This is a genomic window from Lacipirellula sp. (genome assembly GCF_965279485.1).
In the GTDB taxonomy this organism is placed as follows: Bacteria; Planctomycetota; Planctomycetia; order Pirellulales; family Lacipirellulaceae; genus Lacipirellula.
Window position 1 is genome coordinate 3,704,347 of the sequence record NZ_CBDIIC010000002.1, and the last position, 13,965, is coordinate 3,718,311.

The window sequence follows — 13,965 nt, forward strand, 5'->3', positions numbered from 1 at the left end:
CTACGCGGTCCGGGCGGCGTAACGCTGAGCGGCGTAGCGTGGAAAGATTCTCCGCGCCGCCAGCCCGGAGGGCGTTGTCCCTCCGACTAATCGTTGTCGTTGGCGGCGATGGTTACCCGCTGCGTCGCCGCTTACGCGCGCACTTTCCAATCAAATGGCAAGTATGCGTGCTCAAACGTCCCGTCGCTGTAGAGGTCGATTAGCCCGTAGCCTTCGTCGCTTCGCCGCGGATCGCCGTTCCACCAGTCGCCGCAGACGGCGCCGTCGCAAATGTAGCTGATCCCGTCGACGTCGCAGCGATCGTTCAGATGCATGTGCCCGCTGAGGCAGAGCTTCACATTGCCGTGCTTCTTGAACAACGCGTGGAGCGCCGTGCCGTCGAGATGCATCAACCCGCCAGGCACGCGCTGATAGTCTTCGGTGACGGCGGCGTGGTCGAACGAGAAGGGCGTGACTGAAATAATCGGAATGTGCGAGACAACGGCAATCGGCGTCGTCTTTGGCGTTTGCTCCAGTTCGGTTTCGAGCCAAGCCCGCTGCTCGGCGTCGAGGCCGCTGGTGTACCGCTTCTCAAACGGACGGACGCTGTCGAGAACGATGAACTTCCATCCGCCCTGTTCGAACGTATGGTACGGCTTCGCGAGGCCGTACATCTCCAGCGCCCATGCCTTGCCGGCGAACTCCGAATCGTCCCAGCCGCGGCCGTCGTGATTGCCGAGGCAATGTTGCATTGGGAGCGAGCAGTCTTGCTTGAAGACCGCGTTCAGCAGATCGGCGAGTTGCTGGCTCCGCTGGTGCGTGGCGCCAAACGCATCGAATACCGCGTCGCCGCCGGTGACGATCAGTTCGACAGGATCCTTGTGCGATTGAACATGATGCAGGCACTGGGCCAAACCATCGCCAGCCCCTTGCTCAGGCTTCACGTGAATGTCGGTCAGATGCGCGAACCGTAATGTCCGTTGCCGCTCCGCGGGCGCGGCTGCGACGGCCGAGCCGGCGCCGAAGCTGAGCAGCGGCGCCGCGGCCGCTCCAAAGGCACCCCACTGTAGGCAGCTGCGACGGGTGATGATGTTCGACGATTGAGGATCGGTAGGCATCTGTTGAACTCCTGCGATTGTTCTCGCTCGGCGTTGGCCGCCAGGACGACAAGATCGCCATTCAGCATAGCAGAAGCCGATGAACTCCTGGAGCAGAGAGAGGCCGTGAAATGAGACAGTGTTGCGCCCGTCGGATCCCGCGGCTAGCCGTGTGGATTCGTGGAATGCGCTGAACGCCCTGCCCTGCCGCCGTCGTTGACGCATCGTTCGTTACCACTGGCCCGGCAAATGCTGTAGGCTAGAGGAAGGTTTGCAGCCGAAGTCTTTTCATCTTGGATGCGTCATGCGAGGAATCTCGTCGATGAATGTTGTGCCCCAGCGCGTGCTCGTTGCGAGATTGCTTACGGTCGTCGGTTTGGCTTTCGTAGCGTTTAGCTCAACGTCTTCGCAAGCCGCGGCGCGGTCCGAGCGCCCCAACGTTGTGGTGATCTTCATCGACGACATGGGCTACGCCGACATCGGCCCCTTCGGCGCCACTGCGTACAAGACGCCGAATCTCGACCGCATGGCGGCCGAGGGGCGGAAGTTCACCGATTTTCACTCGGCGACCGCCGTCTGCTCGGCCTCGCGAGCAGCGCTGCTGACCGGCTGCTATCCCGAGCGGGTGAGCATTCTCGGCGCGCTGCGGCCCGATTCGCAGATTGGCATCAGCGAAGAGGAGGAGACGTTCGCTGAACTCTGCAAAGAGCATGGCTACGCCACCGCCGTCTTCGGCAAGTGGCACCTCGGCGATCGACGCCGCTTCCTGCCACTGCAGCATGGGTTTGACGAATACTACGGTCTGCCCTACTCAAACGACATGTGGCCCCGCGGCCCGCGCGGCGAAGAGTTGCCGCCCGAATCGCCGAAGAAGAAAAATAATTACCCGAATCTGCGATTGTTCGATGGCGACGAAGTCGTCGATGAAGATGTGACCGGCGAGGACCAAACGCACCTCACCGAGGATTACACTCGCCGCGCGGTCGACTTCATCGATCGGCACGCGAAGGAGCCGTTCTTTCTCTACGTGCCGCATTCGATGGTGCACGTGCCGCTGTACGTGTCGCCCGAATTTGAAGGCAAGAGCGGCGCCGGCTTGTTCGGCGACGCGGTGATGGAACTCGATTGGTCGGTCGGCGAGATTCTCGCCGCGCTCAAACGGAACGGCCTCGATGAAAAGACGCTCGTCGTGTTCACTGCCGACAATGGTCCCTGGCTCAACTACGGCGATCATGCCGGCTCGGCCGGTCCGCTCCGCGAGGGAAAGGGAACGATGTTCGAAGGGGGCTACCGCGTTCCCTGCGTAATGCGGATGCCGGGCACGATTCCGGCCGGCACGGAGTGCGATGAGTTTTGCGTGACGTTCGATCTATTGCCGACGGTGGCGAAGCTGCTCGGCGACGAGCCTTCTGCCGATCGCCCGATCGACGGCAAAGATATTTGGCCCCTCATCACCGGGGTTGATGGCGCCAAAACGCCGCATGAAGAGTTCTACTGTTACTACGGCCGTGAGCTCCACGCGGTCCGCGACGGACGATGGAAGCTGCATCTGAAGCATCCATATCGCACGCTCGACGGCAAGTCGGGCGGCAAGGGGGGGTATCCTGTCGAGTACAAGCAAGTTGCTACCGATGTCGCGCTATACGATTTACAGAACGACGTCGGCGAAACGAAGGACGTTGCTGTCGAGCACCCTGAAATCGTCGCCCGCCTAACCGCCGCCGCCGAGCGGGCTCGCGAGCAATTCGGCGACGTCCTGACGCAGCGAGAAACAGGCTCCAGCGTCCGCCCGCCCGGGCAAGGTCGCCGGCAAGCGAGGAACTAAGGGCCGCAGAAGTCCCTGGTTTCTCGGCATTGCCGCTCCTTATCGCCCCCATGCCGCGCCGCTACCGACGAGCGCAACTTTGGGTAGAATGGGGAGCTATGCGCTGGCCTCTCCCTCACAGCACCCGGGTCCACATGCCTTGCTCCAGACCTTGCGTCGTCGCCGTCATGGCGCTAGCGATCGCCGCTCTGCTTGGCTCAATCGCTCAAGCTGTTTCGCAGCCGAATATTTTGTTCATCTTCACCGATGATCACGCCTACCAGGCAGTCAGCGCGTATGGCGGCGGGCTCAACGAGACGCCGAACATTGATCGCCTCGCCAAAGAAGGCGTCCGCTTCGATCGCTGCTACGTCACTAATTCTATCTGCGGACCGAGCCGGGCGTGCGTCCTCACGGGAAAGTACAGCCACAAGAACGGATTCTGCACGAACCGCGATATCTTCGACGGCAAGCAGACGACCTTCCCCAAGCTGCTGCAGAAGTCGGGCTACCAAACCGCGATCATCGGCAAGTGGCACCTGCAGAGCGAGCCGCAAGGTTTCGACCATTGGGAAGTGTTGCCTGGCCAAGGACTCTACTACTCGCCGAAGTTCGACACCGCCGCCGGCCGCGTTACCGAGCCGGGATACGTTGCCGACGTCATCACCGGCAAGGCGCTCAACTGGCTGAAGCAGCGCGACGCCGACAAGCCGTTCCTGCTGATGGTGCAACACAAGTCGCCCCATCGCGAATGGTCCGCCAGCTCGAAGCATGTCGGCAAGTTCGCCGACCATAAGTTCCCGGAACCGAAAACGCTGTTCGACGACTACAGCGATCGCGCCGACGCCGCCAATCAGGCGACGATGCGGATTGCCGACGACATGCGGCTCAAGGAAGATCTCAAGGTTTACGACCCGCAAAGCGACTACGGCCGCACCATGCTCGGCCGCATGACCCCCGACGAACAGAAGGCGTGGATCGCCGCCTATGAGCCGGTGAACAAAGCGTTCGCCGAGGCGAAGCTGGAGGGTGATGAACTGGTTCGCTGGAAGTACCAGCGTTACATGCAGGATTACCTCAGCACGGTGCAGTCGGTTGACGACAGCGTCGGCGAACTGTTGGCGTACCTCGACGCGGCGGGCCTCGCGGACGACACGATCGTCGTTTACGCGAGCGACCAAGGGTTCTACCTCGGCGAGCATGGGTGGTTCGACAAACGATTCATGTACGAGCAATCGCTGCGGACGCCGTGTCTGATTCGCTGGCCCAAGGTCGCGAAGCCGGGGACGGTTGAAGAGCGGATCGTTTCGAACGTCGACTTCGCTCAAACGTTCCTCGACGCAGCCGGCGTCGACGCCCCCGACGACATGCAGGGGGCGAGCATCGTGCCGCTTCTCAAGGGAGAAACGCCCGAAGATTGGCGGAAGGCTTTTTATTACCAGTACTACGAAGGTCCGCCAGCCGAGCATAACGTCGCCGAGCACTACGGCGTGACCGATGGCCGCTACAAGCTGATTCACTACTTCAAATTAAAGCAGTGGGAGTTGTTCGACCTCGTCAGCGATCCCGACGAACTCCACAGCGTCTACGGCCAGCCTGAGTACGCGAGCCAACGGCAGCGCCTCGGCGACGAACTGACGCGGCTTCGTAGCGAACTCGGCGTGACCGAGAACGATCCGCCGAAGCTCGACGAACCTGAACTAAAATCGCGACGCCAACAGAAGATCGAGAATCGGCAGAAGCGTCGCCAGATGAGACAATCCGCCCACAGTTCCACCTAACAGGGCGGTCTCACCCGCCGAGTATGTCGAAGAAATCGAAGAACGGCGCGAACCATCGGGCTCGGCAGCGGAAGCGGTTCGATCACACGATCCATCCCCACACGCGCCCCGGCACGGTTATCGTTCCCGACGGCGCGCTGGCGCCGTTGCTCCACGTCACGGCGTACGGTCCTGACCAGATCGTCGAGAAGCGCAACGCAACGGTCGCGCAGCTTCGCGAGCTGCGCAACAAGTATCCGGTGATGTGGATCGACGCCGTCGGCCTCGGCGATGCGGCGCTCATTGAAGAAATGGGCGAACTGCTCGGCCTTCATCGCTTGTCGCTGGAAGACATGGCGACCGTGCCGCAACGCTCGAAGGTCGAAGACTACCCGCACCATTTGTTCGCAGTCACGCAAATTCCCACTTACAACGGCGACCTCTGCCTGGAACAGGTCAGCATGTTCGCCGGCAAAGGCTTCGTGCTTAGTTGGCGCGAGCATGCCGGGAATTGTTTCGACATCGTTCGCAAGCGATTGCAAGTCACCAATGGTACGACGCGCTCGTCGGGCGTCGACTATTTACTCTACGCCTTGATCGACGCGGTGATCGACTCCTACTTCCCGGTACTCGAACAACTCGGCGAAGTGTTTGACGAATTGGACGATCGCGTCGAGGCCGATTCTGAGCCGGCGTGCATCGCGCAAATGCGCGATTTGCGTCACGACGTACGGCAACTGCGCCGCATCGTCTGGCCGTTGCGCGATGCGATCGACGATCTCGTCCGCAGTCCGCCTGAGCAAATCACGCAAGAAACGCTGATCCACTTCCGTGATTGCCACGATCACGCCGTGCAGATCATGGACACGCTCGAAAACTACCGCGACGCCGGCAGCGACCTCCGCGACTACTACGCGACGTCGATCAGCAATCGGATGAACGAGACGATCAAGGTGCTGACAATCATCTCGACGATCTTCATGCCGCTCAGCTTTATTGCGGGCGTGTATGGTATGAACTTCGACGCTCACGAATCGGGTTGGGACATGCCGGAGCTGCGCTGGAAGTACGGGTACCCATTCGCCATGGGCCTGATGGCCGTCGTCGCGCTCGGGCAGTTATGGTTTTTCCGCCGCCGCGGCTGGATCGGCAAAGGCAAGCGGAAAGATGAAGAGTAGAATCGGCGGCGCCTTATTCCGTTCTTCTCAAGCCCTGACGCCCGAACTCCGAACCTCGAACCCTCCGCCTATCCTTGCGCACGCTCATCAAAAACGCCCAAGTCGTCTTCCCCAATGGCGTCGCCGCCGTCAGCGTGCTGATCGAAGATCACCGCATCGCCGCGATTGATCCCGCGATTCAGACCACGGCCGATGAAGTCGTCGACGCCGCAGGGCTTCACCTGTTGCCGGGCGTGATCGACGATCAGGTTCACTTCCGCGAACCGGGGCTCACGCACAAGGAAGATCTCGCGACCGCCTCGCGGGCGTGTGCCAAGGGAGGCGTCACCACCTTTCTGGAGATGCCGAACACGGTTCCGAACGTGACGACGCAGGAACTGCTCGACGCGAAGCTCGCGCTCGCCGCCGAGAAGTCGCTGGTAAACTACGGCTTTTACATTGGCGCCACGCCGCACAACATCAACGAACTGAAGCACGCGCAGCGGACGCCGGGCATCAAGATTTTCATCGGTTCCAGCACAGGCGACTTGCTCGTCGATGGCCAGGAAGCCCTTGAACGCATCTTCGCCGAAACGACGTTGCCGCTCACCGCCCACTGCGAGGACGAAACCACCGTCCGTGCGAACACCGAGAGTTACCGCGGCGTCGCCGACGTGGCAGTCCACTCGCAGATTCGCGACGTCCGCGCCGCGGTGATCGCGACGCGCAGGGCGATCAACCTCGCGATTCGCCATCGGCATCGGTTCCACGTGCTGCACGTATCGACGGGCGATGAAACGGACGTGCTCGGCGATTACTTCGCAGGAACCGGCGCCTACGACGGACTCGGGACTGACGTTGCGAGCCGCGTCATCACCGCCGAGGCGTGCCCGCACCACTTGCTGCTGAATACCGACGACTACTCGCGGCTGGGGACGCTCGCCCAGATGAACCCGTCGCTGAAGAGCGCCGACGACAATCGCCGGCTCTGGGACGCGCTGCGCGACGGACGGATTCAAGTGATTGCCACCGACCACGCGCCGCATACATGGGAAGAGAAACAAAAGCCGTACCCGCAATCGCCGTCGGGGATGCCGATCGTCGAGAACAGCCTCGCGTTAATGCTGAATGAAGTCCACCGCGGTCGCTGCTCGCTGGAGCAAGTCGTCCACTGGATGTGCGACGCTCCGGCCCGCGTGTGGGACATCGTCGACAAGGGCCGCATCGCCGAGGGGTACGAAGCCGATCTCGTGCTGGTCGACCTCAATCGCCGCCACACGGTTCGCAATGCGGAGCAACTCACCAAATGCGGCTGGAGCGCGTGGGACGGCGTCGAACTCGTCGGCCTGCCGGTCCGCACGTGGGTTCGCGGGCGGGAAGTCTTCCGCGATGGGCGTCTCAACGAAGAAGTGCATGGCGACGCGGCGAAATTCGATCACGCAAGAGGCGGGTATTGGGCGACGTGATTTTTCCCCTCCCTTGAAGGGAGGGGCCAGGGGAGGGATTCCCAACGCAGCAATTCCGAGTGAAGTCTGCGCCCCCGACTTCGCGAGAGAAAAATCCCTCACCTAACCTCTCCCTTCGAGGGAGAGGGACCAAGCGCCTAATCCGCATCCTCGGCGTACTGCTCCGGATTAGCGAGAAATTTCGCCTTCTCCGCCGCTCCGGCAAAGCGGTAGGTTTTCCCGTCGTACCACGTCGCGAACTGCTGCACGCCCGGAACCTTTTCTTCTTTGTCGACGAGCGTCACCGCACAGAATCCCTCGGCCGCGATGTCGACCATCGCGTACTTCGCTGGGTTCGCTTTGAACTTCGCCTTCATCGCTCCGTCGGCGAACATGAACAGCCTGCCGTCGAATTCAGCAGCGTGAAAGACGCTGCCCCGCACGTGCTCCGCGCGATCGACGAGCGACACGGCGCACTCGCCGCAGCAGGCCGGCAAGTACTCGGTCGGATCGCTTTGCAGCATTTCTTGTTCGCGGGCGCCGGCGGTGAGGAAGGTGATGTCGCGGAACTCGACGCCATAAGCCGCTTGGCCGCGGACCCAACTGCCATCCTGCCGCAGCGACACGGGACAGTAGCCCGACATCGCCGGCAAGGCTCCGAGCGCCCCGTCGCGATCGTCCTTGTTCGCTGGCCGGAAGCCGTTGAGCTGCGACGTCGGCCGTTGCTGAAATGCCTGCGCCGTTAGTTGGGCTTTGGTCGGTGCGACATCCGGCATCAACAGATTCGGGCGCTCGACTAGGTCGCCGCTGCCGTCGTAGCGACCAGGCGCCTTGAGGAACTTCCGCCGCTCGAAATCGTTGGCGAAGTAGTAACGCAGCCCGCGATGAATCAGCACCGTCGCCGGATTCCCGGGCACGCACTTGTGGTCGTCGAGCATGCTGACGACCGAGTTGCCGTTGAGTACGAGATCGGCGTTGTCATATTTCTCTGGATTCGCGGCGAACGTTTGCTGCATCGCGGGGTTCGCAAAGAAGACGAGCCTACGGCGGTGGAGCGTGCCGCATTCGAACTTTCCCGGCACGCGCTGCCCTGTTTCAAAGTAAGTGACGGGGCAGTCGCCGCCGAGCATCGGGATGTACGATTCTCGCGCGGAGAGAAAGATGTGCCGTTCGCGGGCGCTGTCGAAGTGGTATTCAAGTCCGTCGAAACGCGTCGCCTCGCCGCCGCGGCCGGGAAGCCACTCGCGCGCATCGCGGAGCGCCACGACGCTGTAGCCGCCAAGGGCGACGGGAAACTGCTCGGCGCCGGCGATTGGGCCGATCTCCCAGTGATTGTTCGCGATGCGTACGGCGGGGGCGTCTTCAGGATTCTCGCTCGCAGCCGCGGGAGCGTTCGGCGGGGCGTCCGGCGTTTTCGGCGCAACTTCCGCCGCGAGGCACGGCGCTGCCGACGCGCAAAGAACGAGAGTTCGCAGAAATCGCCACATGGGACGGGCCCTTACGGAATCGGCCGCGGAGTGTACCGGCGCCGCGCGAACGCCGCGACGGCAATCGTGCTATCATGGAAGGCTTCTCCAACCTCCCGAATGCTGGCATGTCCCCCTCCCCTCCCCGTCTTGCGATCGTCACCGGCGCCGGCAGCGGACTTGGCCGCGAATTTTGCCGCCAGCTGGCCCGAGCGGGCGGTTGGCATCTCGTGGCTGTCGACATCGAACTCGCCGGCGCCGAGCAGACGGTCGCCGAGGTGCGGCAATTTGGCGCCGCGGGCGAAGCAGTCGCGATGGACGTTACCGACGCCGCCGGTTGGACCGCGCTACGCGAGCGATTACAGCACGATTGGCCGCGGCTCGATTTGCTCGTCAATAACGCTGGCGTTTGCATGTCGGCGGAAGTCGGCGACGGCGACCTCGCCGCGTGGCGTCGAGTGATCGAAGTGAATTACCTCGGCCTGCTGGCTGGCTGTCATGTGATGACGCCATGGTTGAAAGCCTCCGCAGCCGCTTCGCAAGAGACTTCCACTCGCCACTCACCCGCGATCATCAACATCGCCTCGATCACCGCCTATCTCCCCGCCCCGGCGATGGGCGCTTACGCTTCGTCGAAAGCGGCCGTCGTCGCGCTCACAGAAGCGATGTATGCCGAGCTGCGACCGCACGGCGTCCATGTCACCGCGGTCGCGCCAGGGTTCTTCCGCACGAGGCTGTTGGAGCGCGGCACATTCACGCTGCGACGGCATCGAGCCCAGGCCGAGTACCTTACGCGCACCGCGAAGATCGACGCCGCCAGCGTCGCGCGGGTGGCCCTCGCCGCGTCGGCTCACGGCCGGCTGTACGCGATCACGGGCCGCCGCGCCCGTTGGTTGTGGCGAATCAAAAGGTTAGCCCCGCGGATTCTGTTCCGCGTCATCGCGAGGCGATATCAACGCATCATTATTCGCGGTGATGCCGACGGAGTCGGTTGAAGCGCGGGACGCGAGCAGGGATGATAGTGCGATCGCGCCGGGGGCGAGGACGCCCCGGCTCGCTTTCTAAGTCAGAAATCATCAATTCCAAGTCATACATTCCTGCCCCATGCTTCACCTGCAAGCAAAAACCGACGCCCGCTGGTTCCGCCAGGTCGACGAGAACCTCAACGAGGTCCTTATCGATCACGCCCACTGCGAGAAGAAGGCGGCCGGCACGGCGCTCAATCTCATCTTCCACTATGTGGAAGATCGCGAGCTCTGTCAGGAAATGACCGAGATCGTCAACGAAGAGCTTGAGCATTTTCATCTGGTGATCGATCTGCTCGAACGCCGCGGCGTGAAGTTTCGCCGGCTCAAGCCAAGCCAATACGGCCGCAAGCTGAACGACCTTTGCAGCAAGCAAGAACCGCAGCGGGCCGTGGATCGCCTGCTCGTCGCCGGGTTGATTGAAGCTCGCAGCTGCGAACGCTTTCAAGCTCTCGCGAACCATGTCGAGGATGAGGAGCTTGCGACCTTTTATCGCAGCTTGTTCGAATCGGAAGCTCGCCACCACGCGACCTACACGCGGCTCGCGATGAATTTCGCTCCGGAAAAGGAAGTGATGCGACGGCTTGACGAACTGGCGGCTCTCGAAGCGGCGATCATCGCCGAGGGCGAAGAACTACCGCGGATGCACAGCTAAGGAACAACAAACAATGAGTCAGCAGCAAGTAGTCGCCGCCAGCCTCGAAATGAATTGTCTGGCCCCCTCCCCCTTGAGGGGAGGGCTGGGGAGGGGGGCGAACGCTGGTACCCGCTGCGCTCACCCCTCCCTAACCCGGTGCTTCGCACTGACTACAGCCTGCGCTCGCTCGCCAATGGCGACCGTGCTCGTTGCTCCCCTCAAGGGGAGGGAACCAGAAGTGTTTGCGCGTGGGGCCTCCGCCGCGTTCCTATTGCTTAGCGCCGCTGCTTGCTGTGTTCTTGGTTTCGAAACCAGCGCCCAAGCCGCAGACCGCCCAAACATCCTCTGGCTCAGCACCGAGGATATGAGCCCCCACCTCGGCTGCTACGGCGACAAAGAGGCCCGCACGCCCAACATCGACCGGCTGGCCGCCGAGGGGATCCGCTTCGAAAACGCCTTCGTCCCCTCGCCCGTCTGCGCGACGTGCCGCAGCTCGATCATCACCGGCGTTTACTCCGCCGCGCTTGGCACGCATCACATGCGGAGCAAGGTGAAGCTTCCGCAGAAGATTCGCCCCTTCCCCACCTACCTCCGCGAGGATGGCTACTACTGCACGAACAACGAAAAGCAAGATTACAACTTCAAGACGCCGGCCGGCTCGTGGGACGAATCGAGTTTAGACGCCAGCTGGAAGAATCGCCCGACCGACTCGACGCCGTTCTTCGCAGTGTTTAATTTCGTCGGCACGCATGAAAGCAGCATCCGCGGCGACGAGCCGAAGTACTCGCAAGTCACCTCGAAACTTGCCGTCGGCGATCGCCACGATCCCGCGAAGCTGACGCTGCCGCCCTATTACCCCGACACGCCCAAGATCCGCGAGCATTGGGCTCGGTACTACAACGTCGTCTCGTCGCTCGATCTGTGGGTCGCCGAGCACCTTGCCGCGATTAAGGAAGCGGGCCTTGCCGACGATACGATCGTCTTCTTCTGGAGCGATCACGGCGCCGGCATTCCGCGGCACAAACGTTGGCTCTACGACACGGGGATGCGCGTGCCGCTAATCGTCTACGTCCCCGAGAAGTGGCGGCATCTTGTGCCGTGCATGCCGGGAGAGGTTCGCGATCAACTCGTGAGCCTTGTCGACCTCGGCCCGACGGTGCTCAATCTGGCCGGCGTAAAAATCCCCGGCTACATGCAAGGCCAGCCGTTCCTCGGCCCGAACCTGCCGGCGCCGCGCGAGTACGTCTACGGCGTCCGTGATCGGATGGATGAATCGTACGACATGATCCGCGCGATCCGCGACGGCCGCTACAAGTACATCCGCAACTACCGGCCCGATCGTCCCTACTCGCAGCATCAAGGCTATGGCGACAACAGCGACATCATGCGCGAGTGGCGCCGCCTCGCCGCTGCGGGCGAGTTGAACGAGACGCAGGCCCTGTTTATGCGCGAACACAAGCCGGTGGAAGAGCTCTACGACACCGAAGTTGATCCGTATGAACTCAACAATCTCGCCGCCGACCCGGCGCAGGCCGAGCGGTTCGCCAAGCTATCGGCGGCGCTCGACGCTTGGATGCTTGACGTGCGCGACTTGGGCGTCGTCCCGGAGGGGATGCTCTCGCGGATCGTGCCGGAGGGAGAAAATCGCTACAAGTTCTTCCGTGACGCCGACGGCGCCGAGCGGTACCAGCGCATGGTGGAAAGCATTCGCAAGACCGGCTTACCGCTCGACTTGTTGAAGGAAGCGAAGGGAGCCGAAGGCGCCGACGCACCGGTCGACGACTCGATTCGCATCCTCGCCGCCGAGCGCACGCTCAACGAAGAATCGCTCGCTGACGCCGATCGCGACGCAGCGCTGGCAACGCTCATCGAAATTTATCGCGCCGGCGGCAGCCCATGGGATCAAGCCGAAGCGGCGACGGTGCTCGACCTGCACGTCGCCGGCACCCCGGCCGTGCCGGCGCTCGCTGCGGCGAATCGTGAAGTGAAAAAGCAGCTCCAAGGTATGAACGAGCAGAACCAGCCGGCTAACTCGCTCAAGCCCTGGGCGAACCGCTTTGATAAACGCTTCGTACTTCGCACGGCGCCTGCTGAGTAACGATTCCTTTGCACCGCTTCTTTGAATCAGTCAGAACAGTCCACCAAGCGGAACCACCTATGAGAATTCACCAAGCCCTCTACGCCTTGCTAGCCTGCCTGCTGGCGTTCCCCGCACTGCATGCCGCCGAGCAGCAGCCGAACGTGATCGTCATCCTCGCCGACGACATGGGCTACGCCGATCTCACCTGCTTCGGCGCCGTCGACATGAGCACGCCGAATCTCGACCGCATGGCCGAGCAAGGGATGCGGCTCACCAACTTCCACACCGCAGCGCCCACCTGTACTGCCTCGCGGGCGGCGTTCATGACCGGCTGCTATCCGGTCCGCGTCGGCATGGGCGACGTCATCGCCCCTCGCGCCGATGGAACCGTCTCGCCGAGCCGCGTGTTGTGGCCGAACTCGCCGTTCGGCATCAGCGCCGACGAAGTGCTCATTCCTGAAGTGTTGAAAAAGGTCGGCTACGCGACCGGCCTCGTCGGCAAGTGGCATCTCGGCGATCCGCCAGCATTCAGCCCGGTGAAGCATGGCTTCGACGAATTCTTTGGCGTGTACTTCAGCAACGACATGAATCCGTACCGCTACTACCGCAACGACGAGTTGCTCGAAGAACCGATCGACCGCGATCAACAAACGAAACGCTACACGACCGAGGCGGTCGACTTCATCAAGCGTCACAAGGACGGGCCCTTCTTCCTGTACCTCGCCCACACGATGCCGCACATCCCGCTCGCGGCGTCGCCCGAGTTCCGCGGCAAGAGCAAGCGTGGCCTCTACGGCGACGCAGTGAGCGAAGTCGATTGGAGCGTCGGCCAAATCTTCGAGACGCTCAAGGAGCTCGGCATCGACGACAACACGCTGGTGATTTTCAGCTCCGACAACGGCGGCTGGCTGCTTCGTGGCGAAGAAGGCGGCCTCAACACCCCCTACCGTGGCGGCAAGGGGGGGACCTACGAAGGGGGACTCAACGTCCCGACGATCGCCTGGTTCCCCGGCAAGGTGCCGGCGGGTTCGGAGTGCAAGAAACTCGCTTCGCAAATGGACCTGCTACCGACCTTCGCCGCGATCGCCGGCGGCGAGACGCCGCAGGATCGCATCATCGACGGTCACGACATCACGCCGTTGCTATACGGCGAGCAAGACGCCAAGTCGCCGTGGGAAGCGTACTTCTATTACTTCGGCAACGAACTCCACGGCGTCCGCAGCGGCAAGTGGAAGTTCCGCGCGAAGAACGTCCTCAAGAACGAGAACATTTACTACGGCCTATGGCGCGACACCGAAGTCGGTGACACGCCGATCCCCCCTGCCCTGTACGATCTCTCGCGCGACATTGCCAAAACGAAGTCGGTGCTCGATCAGCATCCAAACATCGCCAAGCGGATGCGCGGCTACATGGACGAAGCCCGCAACGACTTGGGCGATTCGCTCACCGACGTGAAGCCAACGAACGTCCGCGAAATCGGCCGGCAAGAAGTGAAGCAGGATCTCCCCAAGTAGC

General features: G+C 62.3%; 10 protein-coding genes. 8 read left to right on the plus strand and 2 right to left on the minus strand.

Translation table 11 applies throughout. The features are described from left to right. Positions 1-131: 131 nt before the first annotated feature. Positions 132-1,097: a metallophosphoesterase family protein gene (locus ACQY7R_RS22480; protein ID WP_428307792.1), complete on the minus strand. Its 966-nt coding sequence runs from the start codon at positions 1,095-1,097 to the stop codon at positions 132-134. A gap of 301 nt (positions 1,098-1,398) precedes the next feature. On the opposite strand from ACQY7R_RS22480, the gene ACQY7R_RS22485 reads away from it, so the two are divergent. The 4 genes from ACQY7R_RS22485 to ACQY7R_RS22500 all read left to right on the plus strand — a co-directional run bounded on the left by ACQY7R_RS22485 (position 1,399) and on the right by ACQY7R_RS22500 (position 7,263). Next, on the plus strand, positions 1,399-2,901 hold the full coding sequence (locus ACQY7R_RS22485) for a sulfatase family protein (RefSeq protein ID WP_428307793.1): 1,503 nt from the start codon (positions 1,399-1,401) through the stop codon (positions 2,899-2,901). Positions 2,902-3,035: 134 nt separating this feature from the next. Beyond that, positions 3,036-4,661: a sulfatase family protein gene (locus tag ACQY7R_RS22490; protein ID WP_428307794.1), complete on the plus strand. Its 1,626-nt coding sequence runs from the start codon at positions 3,036-3,038 to the stop codon at positions 4,659-4,661. 23 nt (positions 4,662-4,684) lie between these two features. Continuing rightward, positions 4,685-5,818, plus strand: coding sequence for a magnesium/cobalt transporter CorA (gene corA, locus ACQY7R_RS22495; protein WP_428307795.1), 1,134 nt, complete (start codon positions 4,685-4,687; stop codon positions 5,816-5,818). A 74-nt stretch (positions 5,819-5,892) separates the two neighbouring features. After that, entirely contained in the window at positions 5,893-7,263 is a 1,371-nt protein-coding gene (locus ACQY7R_RS22500; protein WP_428307796.1) for a dihydroorotase, read from the plus strand. Between the two features lie 137 nt (positions 7,264-7,400). On the opposite strand, the gene ACQY7R_RS22505 is transcribed toward ACQY7R_RS22500, so the two are convergent. Further along, positions 7,401-8,729, minus strand: a complete 1,329-nt coding sequence (locus ACQY7R_RS22505) for a hypothetical protein (protein WP_428307797.1) — start codon at positions 8,727-8,729, stop codon at positions 7,401-7,403. 107 nt (positions 8,730-8,836) lie between these two features. On the opposite strand from ACQY7R_RS22505, the gene ACQY7R_RS22510 reads away from it, so the two are divergent. The 4 genes from ACQY7R_RS22510 (at position 8,837) to ACQY7R_RS22525 (ending at position 13,964) form a co-directional block, all read left to right on the plus strand. After that, positions 8,837-9,703, plus strand: coding sequence for an SDR family NAD(P)-dependent oxidoreductase (locus ACQY7R_RS22510; protein WP_428307798.1), 867 nt, complete (start codon positions 8,837-8,839; stop codon positions 9,701-9,703). Positions 9,704-9,812: 109 nt separating this feature from the next. Beyond that, positions 9,813-10,388 (plus strand): tRNA-(ms[2]io[6]A)-hydroxylase, encoded by a 576-nt coding sequence (locus ACQY7R_RS22515; protein WP_428307799.1) that lies wholly within the window; start codon positions 9,813-9,815, stop codon positions 10,386-10,388. 175 nt (positions 10,389-10,563) lie between these two features. Beyond that, the gene (locus tag ACQY7R_RS22520; RefSeq protein WP_428307800.1) at positions 10,564-12,468 is read left to right on the plus strand and encodes a sulfatase family protein; all 1,905 of its coding nucleotides are present in this window, start codon (positions 10,564-10,566) and stop codon (positions 12,466-12,468) included. Between the two features lie 59 nt (positions 12,469-12,527). Next, complete coding sequence (locus ACQY7R_RS22525) at positions 12,528-13,964, plus strand: sulfatase family protein (RefSeq protein ID WP_428307801.1); 1,437 nt, start codon at positions 12,528-12,530, stop codon at positions 13,962-13,964. Position 13,965: the final 1 nt, after the last annotated feature.

Excerpts from the sequence above, each read along its gene's own strand:
- ACQY7R_RS22505 (WP_428307797.1), bottom strand. The coding sequence starts at position 8,729 with ATGTGGCGATTTCTGCGAACTCTCGTTCTTTGCGCGTCGGCAGCGCCG.
- ACQY7R_RS22490 (WP_428307794.1), top strand. The coding sequence starts at position 3,036 with ATGCCTTGCTCCAGACCTTGCGTCGTCGCCGTCATGGCGCTAGCGATC.
- ACQY7R_RS22510 (WP_428307798.1), top strand. The coding sequence starts at position 8,837 with ATGTCCCCCTCCCCTCCCCGTCTTGCGATCGTCACCGGCGCCGGCAGC.
- ACQY7R_RS22485 (WP_428307793.1), top strand. The coding sequence starts at position 1,399 with ATGAATGTTGTGCCCCAGCGCGTGCTCGTTGCGAGATTGCTTACGGTC.
- ACQY7R_RS22525 (WP_428307801.1), top strand. The coding sequence starts at position 12,528 with ATGAGAATTCACCAAGCCCTCTACGCCTTGCTAGCCTGCCTGCTGGCG.
- corA (WP_428307795.1), top strand. The coding sequence starts at position 4,685 with ATGTCGAAGAAATCGAAGAACGGCGCGAACCATCGGGCTCGGCAGCGG.
- ACQY7R_RS22515 (WP_428307799.1), top strand. The coding sequence starts at position 9,813 with ATGCTTCACCTGCAAGCAAAAACCGACGCCCGCTGGTTCCGCCAGGTC.
- ACQY7R_RS22480 (WP_428307792.1), bottom strand. The coding sequence starts at position 1,097 with ATGCCTACCGATCCTCAATCGTCGAACATCATCACCCGTCGCAGCTGC.
- ACQY7R_RS22520 (WP_428307800.1), top strand. The coding sequence starts at position 10,564 with ATGGCGACCGTGCTCGTTGCTCCCCTCAAGGGGAGGGAACCAGAAGTG.